This is a genomic window from Streptomyces meridianus, assembly GCF_023703325.1.
GTDB classification, from domain to species: Bacteria; Actinomycetota; Actinomycetes; order Streptomycetales; family Streptomycetaceae; genus Streptomyces; species Streptomyces meridianus.
Genome location: NZ_JAMQGM010000076.1, coordinates 1 through 23,996, shown reverse-complemented (window position 1 = coordinate 23,996; position 23,996 = coordinate 1). Strand labels below are relative to the sequence as shown.

General features: G+C 72.6%; 18 protein-coding genes and 1 pseudogene. 14 read left to right on the top strand and 5 right to left on the bottom strand.

Going from position 1 to position 23,996, the window contains the following annotated elements:
* A pseudogene (locus tag M1E25_RS25270) lies at positions 1–732 on the bottom strand (hypothetical protein); the annotation flags it as partial.
* 84 nt (positions 733–816) lie between these two features.
* Between M1E25_RS25270 and M1E25_RS25265 the strand changes: the two are divergent.
* A complete protein-coding gene (locus M1E25_RS25265; protein WP_251419585.1) occupies positions 817–1,674 on the top strand; it encodes a tetratricopeptide repeat protein in 858 nt (285 codons plus the stop codon).
* A 67-nt stretch (positions 1,675–1,741) separates the two neighbouring features.
* Here the strand turns inward: M1E25_RS25265 and M1E25_RS25260 are convergent, their stop codons facing one another.
* A complete protein-coding gene (locus tag M1E25_RS25260) occupies positions 1,742–3,022 on the bottom strand; it encodes a DUF1015 domain-containing protein (protein WP_251419583.1) in 1,281 nt (426 codons plus the stop codon).
* 71 nt (positions 3,023–3,093) lie between these two features.
* Between M1E25_RS25260 and M1E25_RS25255 the strand changes: the two genes are divergently transcribed.
* The gene (locus M1E25_RS25255; protein ID WP_251419581.1) at positions 3,094–4,113 is read left to right on the top strand and encodes an HAD-IIA family hydrolase; all 1,020 of its coding nucleotides are present in this window, start codon (positions 3,094–3,096) and stop codon (positions 4,111–4,113) included.
* A 69-nt stretch (positions 4,114–4,182) separates the two neighbouring features.
* On the opposite strand, the gene M1E25_RS25250 is transcribed toward M1E25_RS25255, so the two are convergent.
* Positions 4,183–4,530, bottom strand: a complete 348-nt coding sequence (locus tag M1E25_RS25250; RefSeq protein WP_251419595.1) for a sterol-binding protein — start codon at positions 4,528–4,530, stop codon at positions 4,183–4,185.
* Between the two features lie 67 nt (positions 4,531–4,597).
* Here M1E25_RS25250 and M1E25_RS25245 point away from each other — a divergent pair, with 67 nt between their 5' ends.
* From M1E25_RS25245 to M1E25_RS25220, 6 genes are all read left to right on the top strand, one after another.
* Positions 4,598–5,020, top strand: coding sequence for a hypothetical protein (locus tag M1E25_RS25245; protein WP_251419579.1), 423 nt, complete (start codon positions 4,598–4,600; stop codon positions 5,018–5,020).
* A 7-nt stretch (positions 5,021–5,027) separates the two neighbouring features.
* Positions 5,028–5,834, top strand: a complete 807-nt coding sequence (locus tag M1E25_RS25240) for a TlyA family RNA methyltransferase (protein WP_251419577.1) — start codon at positions 5,028–5,030, stop codon at positions 5,832–5,834.
* Complete coding sequence (locus tag M1E25_RS25235; RefSeq protein ID WP_251419575.1) at positions 5,831–6,733, top strand: NAD kinase; 903 nt, start codon at positions 5,831–5,833, stop codon at positions 6,731–6,733. Before M1E25_RS25240 ends, M1E25_RS25235 begins: the two co-directional genes overlap by 4 nt.
* Positions 6,734–6,899: 166 nt before the next feature.
* Positions 6,900–8,618, top strand: coding sequence for a DNA repair protein RecN (gene recN / locus M1E25_RS25230; protein ID WP_251419593.1), 1,719 nt, complete (start codon positions 6,900–6,902; stop codon positions 8,616–8,618).
* 108 nt (positions 8,619–8,726) lie between these two features.
* Complete coding sequence (locus tag M1E25_RS25225; protein ID WP_251419591.1) at positions 8,727–9,641, top strand: hypothetical protein; 915 nt, start codon at positions 8,727–8,729, stop codon at positions 9,639–9,641.
* Positions 9,642–9,909: 268 nt separating this feature from the next.
* Positions 9,910–11,049, top strand: a complete 1,140-nt coding sequence (locus M1E25_RS25220; RefSeq protein WP_251419573.1) for a glycosyltransferase family 4 protein — start codon at positions 9,910–9,912, stop codon at positions 11,047–11,049.
* A gap of 27 nt (positions 11,050–11,076) precedes the next feature.
* Here the strand turns inward: M1E25_RS25220 and M1E25_RS25215 are convergent, their stop codons facing one another.
* Positions 11,077–12,729 (bottom strand): PucR family transcriptional regulator, encoded by a 1,653-nt coding sequence (locus M1E25_RS25215; protein WP_251419571.1) that lies wholly within the window; start codon positions 12,727–12,729, stop codon positions 11,077–11,079.
* Positions 12,730–12,920: 191 nt separating this feature from the next.
* On the opposite strand from M1E25_RS25215, the gene M1E25_RS25210 reads away from it, so the two are divergent.
* A complete protein-coding gene (locus tag M1E25_RS25210; protein ID WP_251419569.1) occupies positions 12,921–13,757 on the top strand; it encodes an isocitrate lyase/PEP mutase family protein in 837 nt (278 codons plus the stop codon).
* A 67-nt stretch (positions 13,758–13,824) separates the two neighbouring features.
* Here the strand turns inward: M1E25_RS25210 and M1E25_RS25205 are convergent, their stop codons facing one another.
* The gene (locus M1E25_RS25205) at positions 13,825–15,633 is read right to left on the bottom strand and encodes a glycoside hydrolase family 15 protein (protein WP_251419567.1); all 1,809 of its coding nucleotides are present in this window, start codon (positions 15,631–15,633) and stop codon (positions 13,825–13,827) included.
* Positions 15,634–16,050: 417 nt separating this feature from the next.
* On the opposite strand from M1E25_RS25205, the gene pyrG reads away from it, so the two are divergent.
* From pyrG to M1E25_RS25180, 5 genes are all read left to right on the top strand, one after another.
* Positions 16,051–17,709, top strand: a complete 1,659-nt coding sequence (pyrG, locus tag M1E25_RS25200) for a CTP synthase (protein ID WP_251419589.1) — start codon at positions 16,051–16,053, stop codon at positions 17,707–17,709.
* Positions 17,710–17,813: 104 nt separating this feature from the next.
* Positions 17,814–18,446: an NUDIX domain-containing protein gene (locus tag M1E25_RS25195; RefSeq protein WP_251419566.1), complete on the top strand. Its 633-nt coding sequence runs from the start codon at positions 17,814–17,816 to the stop codon at positions 18,444–18,446.
* Between the two features lie 411 nt (positions 18,447–18,857).
* Positions 18,858–20,915: a tetratricopeptide repeat protein gene (locus M1E25_RS25190; protein WP_251419564.1), complete on the top strand. Its 2,058-nt coding sequence runs from the start codon at positions 18,858–18,860 to the stop codon at positions 20,913–20,915.
* A gap of 171 nt (positions 20,916–21,086) precedes the next feature.
* Complete coding sequence (ald, locus tag M1E25_RS25185) at positions 21,087–22,202, top strand: alanine dehydrogenase (RefSeq protein ID WP_251419587.1); 1,116 nt, start codon at positions 21,087–21,089, stop codon at positions 22,200–22,202.
* Positions 22,203–22,705: 503 nt separating this feature from the next.
* Positions 22,706–23,719: a ParA family protein gene (locus M1E25_RS25180; protein WP_285831219.1), complete on the top strand. Its 1,014-nt coding sequence runs from the start codon at positions 22,706–22,708 to the stop codon at positions 23,717–23,719.
* Positions 23,720–23,996: the final 277 nt, after the last annotated feature.

Genomic DNA, 23,996 nt, shown 5'->3' with positions numbered 1-23,996 from the left:
GACCGTGGTGGGTTCCGAGGGCGTGATGATCGTGGTGGGTTCCGGCGTGACGATCGGGGCCCGCGTCGGGGCGATGATCGTGGTGGGTTCCGCGGTCGTGACGATCGGGGGCCGCGTCGGGATGACGACCGTGGTGGGTTCCGCGGGCGTGATGACCGTGGTGGGTTCCGCGATCGTGACGATCGGGGTCCGCGTCGGGATGACCGGGGCGAGGACCGTGGTGGGTTCCGCGGGCGTGACGACCGGGGTGGGTTCCGGCGTGATGACCGGGGGCCGCGTCGGGATGACGAACGGGGTGGATTCCGAGGGCGTGACGACCGGGGTGGGTTCCGGCGTGATGACCGGCGTGATGATCGGGGTCCGCGTCGGGATGACGAACGGGGTGGATTCCGAGGGCGTGATGACCGGGGTGGGTTCCGCGGTCGTGACGATCGGGGTCCGCGTCGGGATGACCGGGGCGAGGACCGTGGTGGGTTCCGCGGGCGTGACGACCGGGGTGGGTTCCGGCGTGATGACCGGCGTGATGACCGGGGTCCGCGTCGGGATGACCGGGGCGAGGACCGTGGTGGGTTCCGAGGGCGTGATGACCGGGGTGGGTTCCGGCGTGATGACCGGGGGCCGCGTCGGGATGACCGCCGTGATGACCGGGGTGGATTCCGAGGGCGTGACGACCGGAGATCGGCGCGGCCGTACGGTCAGGGCCGTGCCGGCGACGACCGTTTCGGCGACCACCGCCGGGATCGCGAGCGTGACCGGGAGCCCATCAAGCGGCTTCCCATCCCGGACGACGTCACGGGCAACGAGATCGACCAGGACGTGCGGCAGGACCTGCTGAGCCTGCCCAAGACGCTGGCCGAGGACGTGGCTCGCAACCTCGTCATGGTGGCGCGGCTGCTGGACGACGAGCCCGAGCAGGCCTATGCGTACTCGCGCATCGCCCTCCGCCTGGCGTCGCGGGTCGCCGCCGTGCGGGAAGCGGCCGGTTTCGCCGCCTACGCGGTCGGCAAGTACTCCGAGGCACTCGCCGAGTTCCGTGCGGCACGCCGGATGACAGGTTCCGCCGAGCTCTGGCCCGTGATGGCCGACTGCGAGCGCGGCATGGGCCGACCCGAGCGTGCGCTGGCGATGGCCGGCGAGCCCGAGGTTCAGAAGCTGGACCGGGCAGGCCAGGTCGAGATGCGTCTGGTCGCTGCCGGCGCGCGCCGCGACTTGGGGCAGGCCGATGCTGCCGTCGTGACCCTCCAGAGCAGCGAACTCGCCTCCAGGACGGTGCAGCCCTGGACCGCGCGGCTGCGCTACGCCTACGCCGAGGCGCTTCTCGAGGTGGGCCGTCAGGACGAGGCACGGGACTGGTTCGCCAAGGCCCTTGAGGCCGACCAGCAGGGCACCACCGACGCCTCGGACCGGCTTGCCGAGCTGGACGGGGTCGAGTTCACCGACGCATACGACCCCGACGCCGACCACATCGGCGAGACGCCGGAGGGCAACTCCTCCGAATCGGACCGGGCCCGGGCCGGCGGCGAGGCGCCTGCCGTTTCGACCCTCACCGAGGAACCGGCCACCGAGGAACCGGCCACCGGGGAACCGGCAGCGCCCACCGCGGACGCCGACGCTCCGGCCGTAACGGACCAGGCGGATGGCCGGCCGACCGGAGGCGCGGGCGACGCAGGCTGACCGGTCACGCATGTCGTGAGGCCGGAACCCCGACGGGGTTCCGGCCTCACGGCGCTTTCCGGGACCCTCAGCCGAATTCGAGGCTGCGCAGGACGAGCCCCGTTGCGGGTTTCGGCCCGAAGGACGTCGACTTGCGCGGCATCCGCACCCCCTGCCGGGCGAGTTCGCGCACGACCTCCTCACGCACCGGATGCATGAGAACGGCGGTCCCGCCCCGGCGCTCGGCCTGCTCGACCGCGGCGCCCGCGTCGTGGATGTAGGCGATGTGCTCCGGGCTGTCCGGAACGCGCCAGATCTTCTCCACCAGGACCGAGTGCAGAACCGTCGCGTCCAGACTGCGCCATGCCTCGGGACGGTTCGCCGGCGTGGAATCGTGCAGCGATCGGGCGTCGGGCTGCTCCAGCAGCCGGAACCCGCCGTCCCCGGCCAGCAGGAAAGCGTTCGACGACGTCTCCGAGGCCGCGGCCAGCACCTCCATCGCCCTGGACAACGGGCCCTCCACCCGCCGCACCCGGAAGAGCCCGTCCAGGGCGGCGACGGCGTCGTCCACCCCGAGCCGCGGCAGCACCCGGTGAATGGCCCGCACCACCAAGGGGTAGCGCGCCGTGTCGACGAGCAGCACCAGTCCGGAGTCCCAGGGACCGGGAGCGGAGTGCTCCGAGCGCAGCCGCAGATACGTCGCCCATCGGTGATGGCCGTCCGCGATCAGGGCCTGGTGCCGGGCGAGGTCCGCGTTGATCTCGGCGAGTTCCGCCGGATCGGTCACGGACCACAGCCGGTGAGCGAAGCCGTCCTCCGTCGTCGTCGACAGCAGCGGGGCACGCTGCGTGGTTCGGTCGATCACGGCCGTCGCCCCCACGGTCTCTCCGCTGCTGCGGTACGTCAGGAGCAGCGGCTCGAGGTTTGCTGCGGTCGCCCGCATCAGGTCCGCTCGCTCCGCGACCACCTGCGGCATGACGTCCTCGTGGGGAAGGACGATCCCCTCTTCCGGCCGGCTGAGCCGCAGAGTGCCGATCAGACCGCGTTGCAGCAGGTCGCCGTGGCGCTGCTCGTACACGTAGACAGCGGGCACGGGGTCCACGGCCAGGACGCCGTCGGCCAGCCACCGCCGCAGTGTCTCGGCGGCCTTGTGCGTCCGGGTCTCAGCGGAGTCGGCCTGGGGGAGGATGAGACGCACGATGTTGTGCGGATCAGCCGTCTCCAGATGCCGCAGGCCGTCGGGCCGGACCACGACGTCGTACGGCGGGGACGTCACGGCAGCGAGGCTGCCGACGCGCTCCGGCACATAGCGAAGTCCGCGGAACGGAGACAGCCGCAAACCGCCGCGGCCGGGCCCAGGTGTGGTCATCCGAGCATCGTATGCGGCCACTGGGGAGGCAGGATGACGGGGTGCAGAAGGATCAACAGGGAGCGAAACACATGAATGCGCGGAACCGGACCGCTGCCTGCGGGCATCCGCTCCACGAGGAGTACGACACGGCTCTGCTCGACCTGGACGGCGTGGTCTACGCGGGAGGCCGGGCGATCGCCCACGCGGTCGACGCGTTGAAGGAGGCGCGGGCCGGCCGCATGCACCTGGCCTTCGTCACCAATAACGCCTCCAGGCCGCCGCGGGCCGTGGCGGAACATCTCACCCGCCTCGGGCTCGATGCGGCCCCCGGGGACGTGATCACCTCCGCCCAGGCCGTCGCCCGGCTGGTCGCCGACCGCTTCCCGCCCGGCTCGCGCGTACTGGTCGTCGGTGGCGAGGGTCTGCGGGCCGCTGTGCGGGAGCAGGGTCTTGAGGAGGTCCGCTCGGCGGACGACGAGCCGGTGGCGGTCCTCCAGGGACACGACCCGGACCTCGGCTGGAGCGACCTGGCCGAGGTGGCGTACGCGGTGAACCGCGGTGTCCCGTGGTTCGCCTCGAACGCCGACCTGACCATTCCGACCGCCCGGGGCACAGCACCCGGCAACGGGGCGCTGGTCGCGGCGGTACGGGCGGCCACCGGCGCCGAGCCGCAGGTGGCCGGCAAGCCCCTGCCGCCGATGCACCGGGAGACGATTCTGCGGACCGGGGCCCGCCGCCCCCTGGTGGTCGGGGACCGCCTCGACACCGACATAGAAGGGGCACATGCCGGTGGTGTGGACTCACTGCTCGTACTGACGGGCGTGACCGGTCCGGCGGAACTCCTCGCCGCGCAGCCCCGGCAGCGGCCGACCTACCTCGCGCCCGACCTGCGGGGATTGCTCGCCGCGCACCCCCGGGTCGGCCCGGACCGGGACGGCTTCCGCTGCGGCGGCTGGACCGCCGTCGTACGGGGCGGCGAAGCAGCCGTCGACGGGACCGGAGACGCCGTCGACGGACTGCGTGCCCTGTGCGCTGCCGTGTGGACCGCCGCGGACGGCGGCAGCGGGGACCCGGAAACCGCGAAGGCCCTGGCGAGGCTCGGCTTCTGACAGCCCCGCGCCCGGCCGCTCGCCCTGTCGCCTACGTTGCGGCGTGACGCCGCACGTCGGGAGTGCCGCTCAGAGCAGGGAGCGCAGCCGGAGCAGATCGCGGAACCCGGCGTGCAGGGACACCCTGCCGCTGCCCCAGGCCTTCGCGAAGTTGAGTCTGCCGTCGACCAGCGCGACCAGGTCGTCGCCCGTCATGGCGAGCCGGATGTCGGCCCGCCTCGCCGGGGTCCCCCGAACCGCCCTGACTCCCTTGAGCCGGGAGTCGGCCAGCCTCCCGACGAAGGTCGTGTCGAGATCGGTGATGCGGCAGCTGAGCGACCGGTCCAGACCGGCAGCGCGCCGCACCCCGTCGTCGGCCCGGTCAAGGTTGGCGGCAAGCCGGTCGAGCGCCGACCGGCATTCCTCGATCGTCTTCATCGTCATCGACGCTACCCCGCGCAGCTTCTTCTCCGGAGAAGGCGCAGTTCGGGGTAGCGTCAGGGGCATGAACGAGTCGATGCGCGGGGCAGCCGAGCAGCGCGGGCCCTCGCAGCCGGAGACCGCTCCCGAACCCTCGCAGCCGGAGACCGCTCCCGAACCTTCGCAGGCGGAGTCCGCCCCCGAGCGCGCCCCTTCGTCCGCCGCCCTGTCCGACGGCCGGGAACAGCAGGCCGCAGAGGCCCGGATCACCCCGCTCGGTGTGCCCCGCTCTCCCACCGGGAACGACGACGTCGACACCCGCCTCGCGCGGCTGGCGGATCTCGACCACCTCGCTGCCGACGGCCACATCGAGGTGTACGAGGATGTGCACGGAGCACTGCGGGACACCCTCGCCGCCCTGGACTCCCGGCCGGGGCCGCCCGCGCCGGCCGCACCGGCCGCACCGGCCGCACCGGCCGCACCGCACGAACACGAGCACAGGAGCTGAACCGGACGTGGCACGACGCCGACTCGACGCGGAGCTGGTGCGCCGCAACCTCGCCCGCTCGCGCGAGCACGCGAGCCAGCTCATCGCCGCAGGGCGGGTGACCGTCTCGGGAGCCGTCGCCGGAAAACCCGCCACCCAGGTCGAGACCAGCGCGCCGGTGGTCGTCACCGAGGACGACGGCGACCCCGACTACGTCTCCCGCGGCGGCCACAAGCTCGCGGGTGCGCTCGCGGTCTTCGTTCCGCTCGGGCTGGCGGTGGAGGGCCGGCGAGCGCTCGATGCGGGCGCGTCGACCGGTGGGTTCACGGACGTGCTGCTGCGCGCCGGCGCCGCGCACGTCGTCGCGGTGGACGTCGGATACGGGCAACTCGCCTGGTCGCTGCAGAGCGACGGACGGGTCACCGTGAAGGACCGCACGAACGTGCGGGAGCTGGAACTCGACGCGATCGACGGCAAGCCGGCCGACCTCGTCGTCGGCGACCTGTCGTTCATCCCGCTCGGTCTGGTCCTGCCCGCCCTGGTGCGCTGCACGGCACCCGGCGCGGACCTCGTCCTCATGGTGAAGCCCCAGTTCGAAGTGGGACGCGAGCGCCTGGGCAGTGGCGGGGTGGTGCGCAGCCCCGAGCTGCGCGCCGAGGCGGTGCGCACGGTCGCCGGGCAGGCGGCCGGACTCGGGCTCGGCGTGCTCGGCGTCACCGCGAGCCCGTTGCCGGGCCCCTCCGGGAACGTCGAGTACTTCCTGTGGCTGCGGGCCGGGGCGCCGGCACTCGACCCTGCGGACGTGGAGCGCGCCGTTGCGGAGGGACCGCGGTGACGACGACAGCCGAACGCACCGTCTTCCTCCTCGCGCACACCGGCCGGCCGGCCGCCGTGCGCAGCGCCGAGCTGGTCGTCCAGGGGCTGCTGCGAAGCGGGCTGGGTGTCCGGGTGCTGGCCGCCGAGGCCGCCGATCTGCCGCTGCCGCCCGCGGTCGAACGCGTCGAGGCCACGCCGGACGTGCTCGACGGCTGCGAGCTGCTCATGGTGCTCGGCGGGGACGGGACGCTGCTGCGCGGTGCTGAACTGGCCCGTGCCGCGGGCGTTCCGATGCTCGGGGTCAACCTCGGCCGGGTCGGTTTCCTCGCCGAGGCCGAACGCGACGACCTCGACAAGGTCGTCGGCCGGGTCGTCGCCTGCGCGTACGAGGTCGAGGAGCGCATGACCCTCGATGTGGTGGTGCGCACCGACGGCAGGATCGTGCACACCGACTGGGCGCTCAACGAGGCATCCGTGGAGAAGGCTGCCCGCGAGCGGCTGCTGGAGGTCGTCACCGAGGTCGACGGCCGCCCGGTGTCCCGGTTCGGTGGCGACGGAGTGGTCTGCGCCACCCCGACCGGCTCGACGGCGTACGCCTTCTCGGCCGGCGGGCCGGTGGTGTGGCCCGAGGTCGAGGCTCTGCTGATGGTGCCCATCAGCGCGCACGCCCTCTTCGCCAAGCCGCTGGTGACCGCTCCGGACTCGGTGCTCGCGGTCGAGGTTCAGGCGCAGACGCCGCACGGAGTGCTGTGGTGTGACGGGCGGCGCACGGTCGAGCTTCCCGCCGGGGCAAGGGTGGAGGTCCGGCGCGGCGCCGTCCCGGTGCGGCTGGCGAGGCTGCACCACGCCTCGTTCACCGACCGGCTGGTCGCCAAGTTCGCGCTGCCGGTGGCCGGTTGGCGGGGAGCCCCGAGCTGACACCGCCCCGCCGGGCGGCCCGTTTCGGGACCCGGCAGCGGAACGGACGGGCGGTTCACCGGCGCACCCTCCCGGTGCCCCTGCGGCACCCTCAGGGGTGGCCGGACGGGGAGCCCGTCGCGCAACGGGTCCGGAACCTCGTAAGGTCGTGTCCGTGTTGGAGGAGATGCGGATACGGTCACTGGGAGTCATCGAGGACGCGGTCGTGGAGCTGTCACCCGGCTTCACCGCAGTCACCGGTGAGACGGGCGCCGGCAAGACGATGGTCGTCACGAGTCTCGGTCTGCTCCTCGGCGGTCGCGCGGACCCGGCCCTGGTGCGGATCGGATCGAAGTCGGCGGTGGTCGAGGGGCGAATCGCCGTGCCCGCGGACGCCCCCGCCGCGGCCCGGGCCGCCGAGGCCGGGGCCGAGCTCGACGAGGGGACACTGCTCGTCAGCCGGACGGTGTCCGCCGAGGGCCGCTCGCGTGCTCACCTCGGTGGTCGTTCCGTCCCGGTGGGCCTGCTCGCCGAACTCGCCGACGACCTGGTTGCGGTGCACGGACAGACCGACCAGCAGGGACTGCTGCGACCTGCACGGCAGCGTCAGGCGCTCGACCGGTATGCCGGGGACGCCGTCGGTGTCCCCCTCGAGAAGTACGTGGCGGCCCACCGGCGGCTGCGCACGATCGCCGCGGAACTGGAGGAGCTGACCACCCGGGCCCGGGACCGCGCCCAGGAGGCCGACCTGCTGCGCTTCGGACTCGAGGAGATCGCCGCGGCGGAGCCCCAGCCGGGTGAGGACGAGGCGCTCGCCGCCGAGGCCGAACGGCTCGGCCACGCCGAGTCACTCGCCTCCGCGGCCACTGCCGCGCACGCCGCGCTGGCCGGCAACCCCGAGGACCTCGAGGCCATCGACGCGGCGGCGCTGGTCGCGGGCGCGCACCGGGCACTGGAGGCCGTACGTTCGCACGACCCGGCGCTCGCCGCACTGGCGGACCGTATCGGGGAGGTCGGCATCCTTCTGTCGGACGCCGCCGGCGAGCTCGCCGGGTACGCGGACGATCTCGATGCCGACCCACTGCGCCTGGCGGCGGTCGAGGAGCGCCGCGCGGTGCTCACCCAGCTGACCCGCAAGTACGGCGAGGACTTGTCGGCCGTCCTGGCCTGGGCGGAGTCGAGCGCCGCCCGGCTGACCGAGCTCGACGGCGACGACGACCGGATCGGCGAACTGACCGCGGAACACACCGCGCTGTGCGCCGAACTGTCCCAACTAGCTCAGACGTTGACCGATGCGCGGACCGAGGCCGCGCAGCGATTCGCCGGTGCCGTCACCGCCGAACTCGCCGAACTGGCCATGCCGCACGCTCGTGTGAGCATCGACATCCGGCACACGGACGATCCGGACGGCATCGAGGTCGCCGACCGCACCGTGGCGTTCGGCCCGACAGGTGCCGATGAAGTGGAGCTGCTGCTGGCCCCGCACCCAGGGGCACAGCCGCGGCCGATCGCCAAGGGCGCCTCAGGCGGTGAACTCTCCCGGGTGATGCTGGCGGTCGAGGTCGTCTTCGCCGGCTCCGACCCGGTTCCCACCTACCTGTTCGACGAGGTGGACGCGGGTGTCGGCGGCAAGGCTGCGGTCGAGGTGGGCCGTCGGCTGGCCCGGCTCGCCACCTCCGCACAGGTCGTGGTCGTCACCCACCTTCCGCAGGTGGCGGCTTTCGCCGACCGGCATCTGGTCGTCGAGAAGACGAACGACGGAACGGTGACGCGCAGCGGGGTGCAGGCCATGGAGGGCGAGGACCGGATCCGGGAGCTGTCGCGGATGCTCGCCGGACAGGAGGACTCGCAGCTCGCCCGGGCCCACGCAGAGGAGCTTCTGGAGGCCGCACGTTCGGCGCTCTGACCTGTTCGACTCTCCCCGGAGCCAAGGGAGTCGGCCGCAGCGTCCCGGGAACGGCGGCCATCTCGTAAGGTGACGGCTCAGGTTGAGCTGTCGGGAGGCGGAACGGTCATGCGGGACGGTGGGGGACGGGCACGTGTGCTGGCGCTGTTCGGCGCGGTGGGAGCGGCCCGAGCCGCGTACACCGGCATGATCCGGCAGTCGCCTGCCCGGACTCGGGCCTGGGAGCGCAGAAACCATGCGGGCCAGGCGGTTCACCTGTACGCCGGGCCGGCCGTCGTCGCGGGCACAGTGCTCGCCACGTCCGCAGTACCGACGGTGCCGGCCAGGATTCGCCGGGCATCCGCGCTGGCCGTGCTCGGTGCCGCCGCCTGTGGTGCGTACGACGATCTGTGCGACGCCGGCCCCCGCGGCTTCCGCGCTCACCTGGGCGCCCTCCGGCGGGGGCGGATCACGCCGGGCACGGTGAAGCTGTTCGGCATCGGTGCGGCCGGCCTGGCCGCCGGGGCCCTGCTGCGGGACCGGGCCGCCGACCGGCTGCTCGCGGGTGTCGCCATCGCCGGATCCGCCCACCTGTTCAATCTGCTCGACGTCAGGCCGGGCCGTGCGGTGAAGGCGGCGCTCACGGTCAGCGGACTGCGGCTGATCGGCTCTCCTGTTGGGGCGTCCCGGACCGAGCGGGGCCACGGCGGAGCGACCCTCGCCGCAGCGGCGTTCGGTGCGGCGGCTGCCGTGGCGTCCGACGACCTCGGTGAGCAGACGATGCTCGGTGACACGGGGGCCCACGCGCTGGGCGCGGGAGTCGGGGTCGCGCTTGTTGCGGGCACCGGCCGCGCCGGGCTCGTACTCCATGCCGCCACCGTGGTCGCTGCCGCCGTGGCCGGTGACACGTTCGGCGACGGACCGGCCTGGCGCGCCCACCCGTGGCTGCGGGCCTGGGACCGGCTGGGCCGGCGCCCGGAGTCGACCGGCGTGTACGCACGCGGGGTCTCCCCGGTCGACCGTGCCCGGGCCGGACGCCGGTGAACGGCAGCGCCGTGGCCGGACGGGCCGCCGTGGAGCGGTCGCGCGGGGCCGCCGGGGGCAGCCGGACTGTCGCCCGTCCGGTTTCGCCGATCGGCGGACGAGGCCCGATCCGAAGAGCCGCTGCGCACGGCCGGCAGGGCGTGCGCAGCGGCCGGCCGGTCGCACACGCCGTCCTCCCGCCGGTCCCGCCGGAACCTCCCGGACTGCCCGTACTCCCGCAACCCTCGGACCTGTCCGGCCGCACGGAAACCGAACGGAGCACACCCGAGTGAGCAGTGCCCTGCTGTCACCGCCCGGGCAGCCGTCCCTGCATGTGGTGCTGGTGGTGGGACGCGGCGGAGGGGGCAGCGGAGCGCATGTGCGGTCCCTGGCCGCTGGACTGGTCGCCCGCGGACTGCGGGTGACCGTCTGCGCCCCCGCGCGGACCGCAGCCGTCCACGACCTCTCCATGGCCGGTGCTCGCTTCGTGCCGCTCGCCACATGCACGGATCCCGCCACTCTCACCACGCTGCGGACGGTGTGCGCGAGCGCCGACGTGCTGCACGCCCACGGGGCGACGGCCGCCCGGCAGTGCGCACTCGCACTGCGCATGAGACGTGCCCGGCCTCCGCTCGTCGTCACCTGGCACACCAGGACGCGGGGCAGCGGCGCTGCGGCCCGGATGGCCCGGCTCGCGGAGGGCAGGGTGGCCCGCGAGGCGTCGGTACTGCTCGGGTCCTGTTCCGAACTCGTGGACCGGGCACGGCGGTCCGGCGCCCGCGATGCCCGCCTCGCCCCCGGCACGGTGGCCGGCCCCCGGCGGGCCACCGTGCCGGACGAAGCCGGTGACGAAGAACGCCGCAACAAGATCCGTGCCGAACTCGGCTGCGTCGGAGTTCCCGTGCTCCTCTCGGTGGGCCGGCTCGACGGCACCCGCGGACACTCCTGGCTGCTGCACGCCACCCGCGCCTGGCGCGTGCTCGAGCCGCGTCCCGTCGTGCTGATCGCCGGCGAGGGAGGCGAGCGCCGCGTGCTGCAACGCCGTATCGACGCGGAGAACCTGCCGGTCCGGCTCCTCGGGTGCCGCGACGACGTGCCCGACCTCCTCGCCGCCGCGGACGTCGCCCTCCTGACGACCCCGTGGGAGTCCCGTGCGGTGTTCGCCCAGCAGGCGTTGCGGGCCGGGGTGCCGTTGGTGGCGACCGCGGTCGGCGGCACGCCCGAACTCGTCGGCGACGCCGCGGAACTGGTGCCGTACGCCGACCCGGCTGCGCTCGCCGGCGCCGTCGCGCGGCTGCTCGGCGACAGGGTACGCCTGGCGGAACTCGCCGACCGGGGACGCCGGCAGGCTGCGACCTGGCCCACCGAGGAACAGGCGATCGCCCAAGTCCTGGCCGTCTACGACGAGTTGACGCAGCGAGGCCGCTGACCGCCTCCGCTCCCGACCCCGGGGGCGTCAGGGCGTGTGGCGCCGGGCCCGAAGCGCGAGGCTCAGACCGAGAACCGCTTGCGGGTCGTCCAGGTCGGTCGCCAGCAGCTGTGAGATGCGCGCCAGCCGGTCGTACAAAGTCTGCCGGTTGAGGTGCAGCTCACGGGCCGTCTCCGCCTTGCGTCCCGCGTGCGCGAGGTAGGCCTCCAGGGTGGGCAGCAGCGGAGGTTTCGCCGTCCGGTCGTGGGCGATCAACGGGCCGATCGCCCGGTCCACGAACGCCGCCAGATCCGGGTGTTCCCGCAACCGCCACAGCAGCAGGTCGATGTCGAGCCGGCGGGCGTCGTACCAGGGGTGCTGCGGCAGGCCCTGCGCGGCGGTGGCGGCCTCCGCCGCGTGACGCAGACCGGGCCCGGCCCCCGTCCAGTCGCCCGTGACCCCGACCACCACGGCCGGAGGTGGGCCGCCCGCCCGCTCCACGCCGGCGCGTTCGACCCCTGCACGCAGGGCGGCCGCCACCCGGTCCGCGGCCGCTGAGCGTTCCGAATCCGAGCGCAGCCCCAGCAGCAGCGGAACCCTGCCCTCCACGGGTCGGACGCCGAGCAGGGCCGGCAGCCCCACCGTCGCCAGCTCCTCCTGCACCGCACGGACCAGGACCGCCCACTCCCCGGGCGGTATCAACTCGGCCGGCAGCCGCATCACCACCGGCAGCAGGAGTCCGTCCCCCGGACGGAAACCGAGGACGCGGGCCTGGCCGGGTGCGTCCTCGGCGCCGATCCGGCCCTCGGCGAGATCGGTGAGGAAGTCGCCTCGGCCGCGGGCCGCGAGTTCCTCCTCCTGCCGGGCCTGCATCAGGACGACGGCCAACAGCCCGGCGGTGCGTTCCGCGGCGATCCGGTGGACCTGACCCAGCCGCCCGTCCACGGGCAGGATCACCAGACGGGCCCGCACGGAACCCGGTCCCGCACCGCCGCCGGGGATGTCGACGCTCACCCCGCCCGCGGGGGTCTCCGGCGGCTCCGCGTCGCGTCCCTGACGGCGCCGCAGACCGTGCCAGACCTGGAGCGGGTCGGCCGGACCGGCGCGGAGATCGCCGTGACCGCTGCCGGACGGCCCGGCGGCGTACATCAGCAGGCCGTCGGGGGTCTCCAGGAAAACGGGGTTTCCGGTGAAACCGGCCAGCAGGCCGAGCACCTCCGGGGCGCCCCCGCCGCGCAGCAGCGCGTCGGTGCACCGCCGGTGCACGTCCTCCGCGCTGCGCAGCATCGCGTAGTGCCCGTTGACGATCTCGGTGTGGATCTCCTCGGTGACCGTCACGAAGGGGACCCGACGGTGGAGTTGCACCAGCGGGAGCCCACGAGTGCGGGCCGTGTCCACCAGAGGGGCGGGCAGCGCCGAGAAACGGCCGCCGAGCTCCACGACGAGCGCGGCGATGCCCCGGTCGGCGAGCCGGGTCACGAACGCACGCTGATCAGCGGGGCGGGCGCCCACACCGAGACCGGTGGTCAGAAGCAACTCGCCGCCCTTGAGCAGCGATGCGATGTCGGGGACCTCGCCGGCGTGCACCCAGCGCACCGTCTCGTCGAGCCGGTCCTCCGCGGCGACGACCTCGGGCAGACCCCGGCGGAGGGCGGGCAACTCGAGCGCCCGCCGGACGGTGATCCCGGCCTGCGGTTCCATGCAGCGACGCTACCCCGCGGGCCCCAGCGGTGCAGCACCGCCCGAGACCTGCTACGGACCCCGGCCGCCTCCGGGATCGGCGGCCGCAGCGGCGCATCGTCCCCCAAGGGGGCCGACAGCCCCTCCGCGCCCTCACGTTGATGTCGCAGAACGGCCGGCGGCCGACCGTGCCGGTTGGTCTACTGCATCACATGACTGCACAGAACGACATGGCGAAGCTCTTCCGCTCCCTGCACTCCCAGGCAGCTCCGCTGGCCCTGGCCAACGTCTGGGATCCGGTGAGTGCCCGGCTCGTGGAGGACAGCGGTGCGCAGGCGGTTGCGACCACCAGCGCGGGCGTCGCCTGGGGCCTCGGCGCGGCCGACGGCAACCGCGTCGACCGCGAGGAGGCGATCGCCATGGTCGGACGCATCGCAGCGGCCGTGGCCGTTCCGGTGAGCGCCGACATCGAGAGCGGCTTCGGCCGCGACGCCGCCGAGGTCGCCGACACAGTCACCCGGGTGATCGCCGCCGGCGTGGTCGGCGTCAACATCGAGGACGCCCACACCGAGCCGAGCTCCCCGCTGCGCCCGGCCGCCGAGCAGGCCGACCGGATCGCCGCCGCTCGCACCGCCGCCGATGCCACGGGCGTCCCGCTGTACGTCAACGCCCGGATCGACACCTACCTCCTCGGGGCGGGGGAGGAGACGGCGCGCCTGCGGGAGACCCTCGACCGGGCCCGGGCCTACCTCGATGCCGGAGCGGACGGCGTCTTCGTCCCCGGGGTCGCGGACCTGGCGGTGATCGCGGCGCTGACCGACGACATCGACGCCCCCGTCAACATTCTCGCGGGCCCCGGGTCCCCCTCTGTCGCGGAACTGGCCGAAGCGGGTGTCGCCCGTGTCAGCCTGGGCTCCGGCGTCGCCGAGGCCGCCTACGCCGTAGTACGCCGGGCCGCGCGGGAACTGGCGGCCGCCGGGACCTACTCGGCCCTGACCGGCGTCGTCGACTACCGCGAGCTCAACCGCCTTCTGAGCGGCGGCGCCTGACCGCCCGCACGCACGAGCTCCCGCACTCCGGCGCCGGAGTGCGGGAGCTCGTACGCACCCGAGGCGGTCAGCCCCCGTACGCACCCGAGGCGGTCAGCCGCAGCGCCGTGTCGATCAGCGGGACGTGGCTGAAGGCCTGCGGGAAGTTGCCGACCTGGCGCTGGAGCCGCGGATCCCACTCCTCCGCCAGCAGACCGAGGTCGTTGCGCAGCGACAGCAGCTTCTCGAACAGCTTCCGGGCCTCGTCCACCCGTCCGATCATGGCGAGGTCGTCGGCCAGCCAGAACGAGCAGGCGAGGAACGCTCCCTCGTCGCCCTCCAGGCCGTCCACGCCCGCCTCGTCGCCGGTGGTCGGGTAGCGCAGCACGAACCCGTCCCCGGTGCCGAGTTCGCGCTGGATGGCCTCGATGGTGCCGATGACGCGCTTGTCGTCGGGGGGCAGGAAGCCCATCTGCGGGATCAGCAGCAGGGAGGCGTCCAGTTCCTTCGACCCGTAGTACTGGGTGAAGGTGTTGCGCTCCTTGTCGTAGCCCTTCTCGCAGACCGTGCTGTGGATCTCGTCACGCAGCTCGCGCCACCGCTCGAGCGGCCCGTCGACTTCGCCGGACTCGATCAGCCGCACCGTCCGGTCGACGGCCACCCACGCCATGACCTTCGAGTGCACGAAGTGCCGACGCGGACCGCGGACCTCCCAGATGCCCTCGTCGGGCTCGTTCCAGTGGTCCTCGAGGTAGCGGATCAGCTTCAGCTGCAGCAGGCTCGCGTAGTCGTTGCGGGCCAGGCCGGTCATGTGGGCGAGGTGCAGCGCCTCGGTGACCTCGCCGTACACGTCGAGCTGGAGCTGCCCGGCCGCGCCGTTGCCGACCCGGACCGGTTTGGAGTCCTCGTAGCCGGGGAGCCAGCTCAGCTCGGTCTCGCCCAGCTCCCGCTCGCCCGCGATGCCGTACATGATCTGCAGGTTCTCGGGGTCGCCCGCCACCGCGCGCAGCAGCCACTCGCGCCAGGCCCGGGCCTCGTCCCGGTAACCGGTGCGGAGCAGAGACGACAGGGTGATGGCGGCGTCGCGCAGCCAGGTGAAGCGGTAGTCCCAGTTACGGGACCCGCCGATGTCCTCGGGCAGTGACGTGGTCGGGGCGGCGACGATCCCGCCGGTCGGCCCGTAGGTGAGCGCCTTGAGCGTGATCAGCGAGCGGACCACCGCGTCCCGGTAGGGGCCGTGGTAGGTGCACTGTTCGACCCACTGCCGCCAGAACTCCTCGGTCGCCTCCAGGGACACCTCGGGCTCGGGCAGTGGCGGAGGCTGCTTGTGCGAGGCCTCCCAGCTGATGGTGAACGCGATGCGCTCACCGGCGGAGACGGTGAAGTCGGAGTAGGTGGTGAGCTCCTCGCCGTGCGTCTCGACCTCGGTGTCCAGCCAGACCGAGTCCGGACCGGCGACGGCCACGGTGCGCTCGCCCACCTTGTGGACCCAGGGCACCACCCAGCCGTAGGAGAACCGCATCCGCAGCGCGGAGCGCATCTTCACGCGGCCGCTGACGCCCTCCACGATCCGGATGACCTGCGGCGCGCCGTCACGGGGAGGCATGAAGTCGATCACGCGGACCGTGCCCCGCGGGGTGTCCCACTCGGACTCGAGCACGAGCGTGTCCCCGCGGTAGCGGCGACGGTCGGCCGTGGGGGGCGCCACGTCGGCGGGGTGGGAGGGGCCGACCCTCCAGAACCCGTGTTCCTCCGTGCCCAGCAGGCCGGCGAAAATGGCATGCGAGTCGAAGCGGGGAAGGCACAGCCAGTCCACCGTCCCGTCCCGGCAGACGAGGGCGGCTGTCTGCGTGTCTCCAATGAGTGCGTAGTCCTCGATACGCCCGGCCACGTGCATCTCCAGTCGAATGGCCGCGTGGCCCTCAGGGCACGCTCTGCGGTCAGCGTCGCCCCTCGGGGCGCTCTCTTAAGGTCAAGGTGAACATCGATGAGCCCTCGAGCTCAAGTCCCGGGATCGTCCGGGAGGCTCGTGACCGCAGTTCGCACGTATGTGTCCGTGCTGGGCAGGATACGACGCCTCATGATGATGTGCCCGGTGCCTCCGGGCAAGGTCGGCGCACCGTCCGTGCGGAGCCTTCACCGAACGGTTTCCCGGTGCACGGCCGGGAACGCTCCCCCCAGGTCGCTGATACCCTGGTAGCCCGTGGACCGGTGGGCCTCCGATGGCACGGACCCCCGAACCGCAGCGACGGTAAACCCTCCCCCGGGACCGTTCCGCACCTCACTTCGCGACCACGGGAGCCCCCTCTTGGCACTGCCGCCCAAATCCACGACGACCAAGCACCTCTTCGTGACCGGGGGTGTCGCCTCCTCGCTCGGCAAGGGACTCACGGCCTCCAGCCTGGGTGCGCTGCTGAAGGCCCGGGGGCTGCGGGTCACGATGCAGAAGCTCGACCCGTACCTCAACGTGGACCCGGGCACGATGAACCCGTTCCAGCACGGTGAGGTCTTCGTCACGAACGACGGGGCCGAGACCGACCTCGACATCGGTCACTACGAGCGTTTCCTCGACGTGGACCTCGACGGGTCGGCCAATGTCACGACCGGGCAGGTGTACTCCTCGGTGATCGCGAAGGAGCGGCGCGGCGAGTACCTGGGCGACACCGTCCAGGTCATCCCGCACATCACCAACGAGATCAAGCACCGCATCCGGCGGATGGCGACCGACGACGTGGACGTCGTCATCACCGAGGTCGGCGGCACCGTGGGCGACATCGAGTCGCTGCCGTTCCTGGAGGCCGTCCGTCAGGTCCGCCACGAGGTCGGGCGCGACAACGTCTTCGTGGTGCACATCTCGCTGCTGCCCTACATCGGCCCCTCCGGCGAGCTGAAGACCAAACCCACGCAGCACTCGGTCGCCGCGCTGCGCAGCATCGGCATCCAGCCCGACGCGATCGTGCTGCGCGCCGACCGGGAGGTCCCCACCTCCATCAAGCGCAAGATCTCGCTGATGTGCGACGTCGACGACGCGGCCGTAGTGGCCGCGATCGACGCCCCGTCCATCTACGACATCCCGAAGGTGCTGCACACCGAGGGCCTGGACGCCTACGTCGTGCGCAAGCTCGACCTGCCGTTCCGGGACGTGGACTGGACGCAGTGGGAGGACCTGCTCAAGCGCGTCCACCAGCCGAAGCACGAGATCACCATGGCGCTCGTCGGCAAGTACATCGACCTCCCGGACGCCTATCTCTCGGTCACCGAGGCCCTGCGTGCAGGCGGTTTCGCCAACGATGCCCGCGTGAAGATCAAGTGGGTCACCTCGGACGACTGCCGGACCGCCGCGGGTGCGGCCGAGCAGCTCGGTGACTGCGATGCGATCTGCATCCCCGGAGGCTTCGGCGACCGCGGTGTCGACGGCAAGGTCTCGGCCATCACCTACGCCCGGGAGAACCGCATCCCGCTGCTCGGGCTGTGCCTGGGCCTGCAGTGCGTCGTCATCGAGGCGGCCCGGAACCTGGCGGACATCGCGGACGCCAACTCGACCGAGTTCGACCCGTCGACCGCCCACCCGGTCATCTCGACGATGGCGGAACAGCTCGACATCGTCGCCGGTGAGGGCGACATGGGCGGCACCATGCGGCTCGGCATGTACCCGGCCAAGCTCGCCGAGGGCTCCATCGTGCGCGAGGTGTACGGGGACCAGCCCTACGTCGAGGAGCGGCACCGCCACCGCTACGAGGTGAACAACTCCTACCGGGCCGAGCTCGAGAAGAAGGCGGGCCTGGTGTTCTCCGGCACCTCGCCGGACAACAAGCTCGTCGAGTACGTCGAGTACCCGCGCGAGGTGCACCCCTACCTGGTCGCCACCCAGTCCCACCCCGAGCTGCGCTCGCGGCCGACCCGCCCCCACCCGCTGTTCGCGGGTCTGGTGAAGGCGGCCGTCGAACGCAGGACGGCAGTCGTGGGCGGCTGAGGAACGCCGCCCGGGAGCGTCGCAGCAGCAGCGATACGGTGGCCGGGACCGGGGCGTACCGCGGCCCGGTCCCGGCACCATCGTTTTTACGGAGGTCACAGGACATGGGTGAGCGCCTGCAGGACGTTGCCGAGGAATGGCGTGTCACCGCCACGGCCACGCCCTTCACCGGCAACAAGACCAGCGTGCGCACCGACGACGTGGTGATGCCCGACGGCGCCGTCGCGCGACGGGACTACCAGGTCCACCCCGGTTCGGTCGCGGTCCTCGCCCTGGACGAGCAGAACCGGGTGCTGGTGCTGCGCCAGTACCGCCACCCGGTGCGGCACAAGCTGTGGGAGATCCCGGCCGGCCTGCTCGACGTCCCCGGAGAGAACCCGCTGCACGCCGCGCAGCGCGAGCTGTACGAGGAGGCGCACGTCAAGGCCGAGGACTGGCGGGTCCTGACCGACGTCTTCACCACTCCCGGTGGCTGCGACGAAGCCGTTCGGATCTTCCTCGCCCGTGACCTGTCCGATGCCGAGGGGGAGCGTTTCGACGTGTCGGAGGAGGAGGCCGACATGGAACTGGCCCGCGTCCCGCTTCCGGATCTCGTCACCGGGATCCTCGCCGGAGAGCTCCACAACAACTGCCTGGTCGTGGGCGCTCTCGCGTTGACCGCAGCGCTGGCCGGGGACGGCGTCGAGGCGCTGCGTCCGGCCCAGGCACCGTGGCCCGCGCGGCCGTTCGAAGTCTGAGGCGCGAGCCACGATCCGTCACGAGCACGGCTGCCGGGGGCCCGGACGGCCGTTCCTCCTGCTGATCCGAAGCGGTGATCTTCCGTGTCGGCTGCCGTCGCGCTCCGCTCCGCCGGCACCACGCCGTGAACTAGGCTCGTCTCCTCCGCCGGCGCCCCCGGCAGCGGGTGTGCCGGCCGGGGCTGTGACCGGAGACGTTGCCCGGAAAGCGCAGCGCCCCGGTACGCGGCAGCGCACGGCGGAGGTCCGCTCTCGTACCGGGTGTGCGCGGGCGGTGCGACGACCCGGTGCGGGAGCCCCCGGCAGAGGCCGGCGGAGTGCCGCGCAGGGCGTCGAGAGCCGGTGCACCTTTCCGGCCGCAGCACTAGGGGCGTCCCCGCCGGAAGCCGGCAGGGGAAGGGAGCGTGGCCCGTGTCGGATCGGGCGGTTGAGACCGGCGTTCCGGAGGTGCCGGCCGGGTCCGGCGACCGGGGGCCCCGGGCGGGAGGGGCCCCGGCGGCACCCTTCTTCGCCGGCCGCCGTCGTGAACTCCAGAGCCTGCGCTCCGACATCGAACGGGCCGGCCTGGACACCCTCTCCGGTCGCCGGGCCGGCCGTACCCGCCTCCTCCTCATCGCCGGACGCCCCGGATCCGGCCGGACCGCGCTCGCCGAGGAACTGGCCCGCGAACTCGCCCCGGCCTATCCCGACGGTGTGCTCCGTGCCCGGCTCGAGCAGCCCGGTGGGGAACAGGTGCCGACCGACCGGATCGTTCGCGATCTCCTTGCCGGACTCGGCAGGCCGGCACCGCCGCCCGGCGCCGGCGAGGAGGACCTGGCGGCGCTCCTCAGGGAGGCGCTGGCCGATCGGCGGATTCTGCTGCTCCTCGACGACGCCGGGGATCCTGAACAGGTCGAGATGCTGGTGCCGGACACCTCCGGCTGTCTGGTGGTGGTCACCGGGACCGGCCCGCTGACGGGGGTGCCGAACGTCCGGCCATGCACGATCGGCGGACTCGACCCGGCCGCCTCCGTCCAGGTCCTGACCCGGCTTGCCGGGAGCACCCGCATCACCTGCGACCCGTGTGCGGCCGACTCCCTCGTCCTGGAGTGCGCAGGGCAGCCGGCGGTGCTGGCGATGCTGGGCGGCTGGCTCGCCGCCCGGCCCCAGGCATCGGTCGCCGATGCCGTGACGGGACTGCGCGATCTGCCGCCCGAGCACTCCGGGGGCGGGCCCGCGCACTACCCGCTGAGCCGGGCCCTGCGGCTCGTCCACGACGGGCTGCCGCAGTCGACGGCGCGGGTCCTGCGACTGCTGTCGCAGGCGCCGGCCGGTTATGCCGACGCCCACATCACCTCGGCGCTGGCCGGCTGTTCCGTTGCTGCGGCGGAGTCGGTGCTGGAGAGCCTGGCGCAGCAGGGCGTGCTGCGGCCCGACGGCGCGGCCGTCCCGGGGAGCCCGGCGCTGTACCGGGTACCCGGCTGCCTCGCCCCGCTCCTGGCCGGACTCGCCCGCGCCGTCGAACGTCCCGCGGAGTTGCGGCTCGCGCGGGCCCGCCTGGTGGAGCGCTTCGTGCGGCAGCTCCAGTGCTGCCGGGCCGCCGGTGAGCCCGCGGGGTCGCCGGCCCGTGAGCGGGCGGCCGACCTGCCCCGCGCCCTGCGTTTCGACTCCGCTGCGACCGCGGAGGCATGGCTCGGATCCCGGTTGCCGGCGCTGCGTGCGACGGTCCGCCTCGCTCTCGAGGACGGACAGCTCGACACCCAGGTCCGGCGGCTGGTCGCGGCGCTGGCCCGGACGCTGCTGACCCATCGGGGCCAGGAGGGCGCCGCGCCGGAGCTCTATCCGCTGCACCAGTTGGTGCTGGCCGTCGCCGACCGGTGCGATCTGCCGCTGGAGAGGGCGGCTGCTCTGCTGAACCTCGCCGATCTGGACGCTGGGGCGGGACGGACCCCGGCCGCGCTCCTCCGCTACCGCGCGGCGCTCACGGCGGCGCGGGCCGCGGCCGACGATCCGCTGATCTGCCGGGCCCTGGAGTCATTGGGTGCCGCACATCAGGAGCAGGGGGACTGGGCGCGGGCGGCGGACTGGTTCGGCCGGGCGCTCTCGCTGCGTCTGTCCCAGGGCGAACTCGCCGAGGAGGCGCGACTGTACGAGCGGCTGGGAGCGGTGCACATACATGCCGGCGAATGGGACGAGGCCCTGCGGCAGTGGCGGGCCGCAGCCGCCGCGTACCGCAGGCTCCGCGACCACCAGGGACACGCCAGGTCCCTGAGCGAGACGGCACGGGTCCAGGAGTACGCGGGCCGGCTCCAGGAGTCGCTCCGCACGATCGAGGAGGCGATGGAGCTGGCGCGCCGCACCGGGGACACTCGCCTGCGTGCCGCCCTCCAGCTGCGGATGGCGGATGCCTTCGATCGGCTGGGCGATCCGCTCGCTGCCGGGTTCCACCGCGCCACTGCGGGACGTCTCCTAGGCGACCACCCGGAGTAGCCTGCGAAATCCGTAGCCCTTCGGTGAGAGATTGATGCTTTGCAAGGCTAGACAGCGAGACATCCTTCATTAGACTGGGTTGGCGGCGACGTAAACGGTCGCGTCCGGCATGCAGGTGCATAGTCCGGTTTGTCTGTTGAGCCCCCCCCCGAATCAAGGACCGTGATCGACGTGAAGGTCGGCATCCCCCGCGAGGTCAAGAACAACGAGTTCCGCGTGGCCATCACGCCCGCGGGCGTGAACGAGCTCGTCCGCAACGGCCACCAGGTCTTCGTGGAGCAGCACGCCGGTCTCGGCTCCTCCATCACGGACGACGAGTACACGGCTGCCGGCGCCACCATCCTCGCCACGGCGGACGAGGTCTGGGAGACCGCCGACCTGCTGCTCAAGGTCAAGGAGCCGATCGCGGAGGAGTACCACCGCCTCCGCAAGGACCAGACCCTCTTCACCTACCTGCACCTGGCCGCCTCCCGCGAGTGCACCGACGCGCTGCTGGAGTCCGGCACCACGGCCATCGCCTACGAGACCGTGGAGACAGCGAACCGCCAGCTCCCGCTGCTCGCCCCGATGTCCGAGGTCGCCGGCCGGCTGGCCCCGCAGGTCGGCGCCTACCACCTGATGCGCTCGGCCGGCGGTCGTGGGGTGCTGCCCGGTGGCGTCCCCGGCGTCGCCGCGGGCAAGGCCGTCGTCATCGGCGGCGGCGTCTCGGGCTGGAACGCCGCCCAGATCGCCATCGGCATGGGATTCCACGTCACGCTGCTCGACAAGGACATCAACAAGCTGCGCGAGGCGGACAAGATCTTCGGTACGAGGATCCAGACCGTTGCGTCGAACGCCTTCGAGCTGGAGAAGGCCGTGCTCGACGCCGACCTCGTGATCGGTGCGGTGCTCATCCCGGGCGCGAAGGCCCCGAAGCTGGTCACCAACGAGCTGGTCTCGCGGATGAAGCCGGGTGCGGTGCTCGTCGACATCGCGATCGACCAAGGGGGCTGCTTCGAGGACTCCCGTCCCACGACGCACGCCGAGCCGACCTTCGCGGTCCACGACGCCGTCTTCTACTGCGTCGCCAACATGCCCGGCGCCGTCCCGAACACCTCGACGCATGCGCTGACGAACGCGACGCTGCCCTACATCGTCGAGCTTGCCAACCGCGGCTGGCGCGACGCGCTGCGCCGGGACGCCGCGCTGGCCCTCGGCCTCAACACTCATGAGGGTGAGGTCGTGTACGGCCCCGTCGCCGAGGCGCACAACCTCAAGGCCGTCGACCTGAGTACCCTGCTCGGCTGATCCGGCAAAGCGCCTCCCCGCCGGCGGGTGCGCCGTCTGCGGTGCGGTGCGCCTCAACTTCCCGTGTCCGGGCGGGCCCTGAAAGCAGGGCCCGCCCGGACGTTTCCGGTCGTACGGATGACGGCGCGTCAACTCGGTGTGTGCCCAGCGGCGTCGGGCGCCGCGGTCGTCGGCTCACCGGGATTCTCCGCCCTTCTGCCGCTTGACAGCGGGCCGTTCGTCTGCCGACACATCGGGCCGGGTCCCGTGGATTGTGTTGCTGCGGACGGTCGACACGCCATAGAGTCGCCAACCGTCGGCATACTGTCACGCTGACCTATCGATAAAGTTTCCTGGTCACTTCCAAGGAGGTAAGACGACTTGTGAATGAGTCGACATTTACTCCCGGAGGTGGACAACAGGAAACGGCTGCGCGGGGCTCGAGGCCCTCGGGGCTCGAAGCTGTCGATTCCGTCGCCATACAGACCTTCGTAGCCCACCAGAGCAACACAGCCCACCAGAGCATGGACGGCCATCACGTGAACGCCACGGCCGGCGACCAGGGTGGCGGAGAGCCCACCCGCACCGCTGACTACGACCTGCCCCAGGGGCACTTCTACGACCCCGACGCGGAGTACGAGCCGGACCCGGAGTACGCCGCCACACTGGCCCCGGATGCTGCCCGCCAACGCCGCGAGCGCATCGGTCCCACCGGACGCCCGCTGCCGTATTTCCCCATTCCCGGCCCGCTGTCCGAGCACGGTCCCGCGAAGATCATCGCGATGTGCAACCAGAAGGGCGGGGTCGGCAAGACGACCTCGACCATCAATCTGGGCGCCGCTCTCGCCGAATACGGCCGCCGGGTGCTGCTCGTCGACTTCGACCCGCAGGGTGCGCTGTCGGTCGGCCTCGGCGTCAACCCGATGGAGCTCGACCTCACCGTCTACAACCTGCTCATGGAGCGGGGTATGGCGGCGGACGAGGTCCTCCTGAAGACCGCTGTGCCGAACATGGACCTGCTGCCCAGCAATATCGACTTGTCGGCTGCGGAAGTGCAGTTGGTCAGCGAGGTCGCCCGGGAGTCCACCCTGCAGCGTGCGCTCAAGCCGCTGCTGGCCGACTACGACTACATCGTCATCGACTGTCAGCCGTCGCTGGGGCTGCTCACCGTCAACGCGCTCACCGCCTCGCACAAGGTGATCGTCCCGCTCGAGTGCGAGTTCTTCGCCCTGCGCGGGGTCGCGCTGCTCACCGAGACGATCGAGAAGGTCCAGGAGCGCCTCAATCCCGAGCTCGAGCTGGACGGGATCCTCGCCACGATGTACGACAGCCGCACGGTGCACAGCCGCGAGGTCCTGGCGCGCGTGGTCGAGGCGTTCGACGAGCACGTTTACCACACGGTGATCGGCCGCACGGTCCGCTTCCCCGAGACGACCGTCGCGGGCGAGCCGATCACCACGTACGCCTCCAACTCGGTCGGTGCCGCGGCGTACCGTCAGTTGGCCAGGGAGGTGCTCGCCCGGTGCCACGCCGAGTGAGCCTGCCGGGGGCGGACGAACTGTTCCGGACCACCGGAGGCGCCGCCCTGCAGCCCTCCACTCCGGGGGCCTCCAGGCGGGAGCCCGGCGAGTCCGGCCGGCCGGTGCCGACCGTCCCCGCCCCCGCGGGCGAGCCGGACCCGGGGGGCCCCGACGGTTCCCCGGCATCCCCGGCTGCGGACGGTGCCGCCGGTCGATCCGGCCCCGCCGGGCCGGCCGAGCACAGCGGCCGTGGCGCGGACGACGGTCCGCGGCCCGCGTCCCGCGTCGGGCAGCA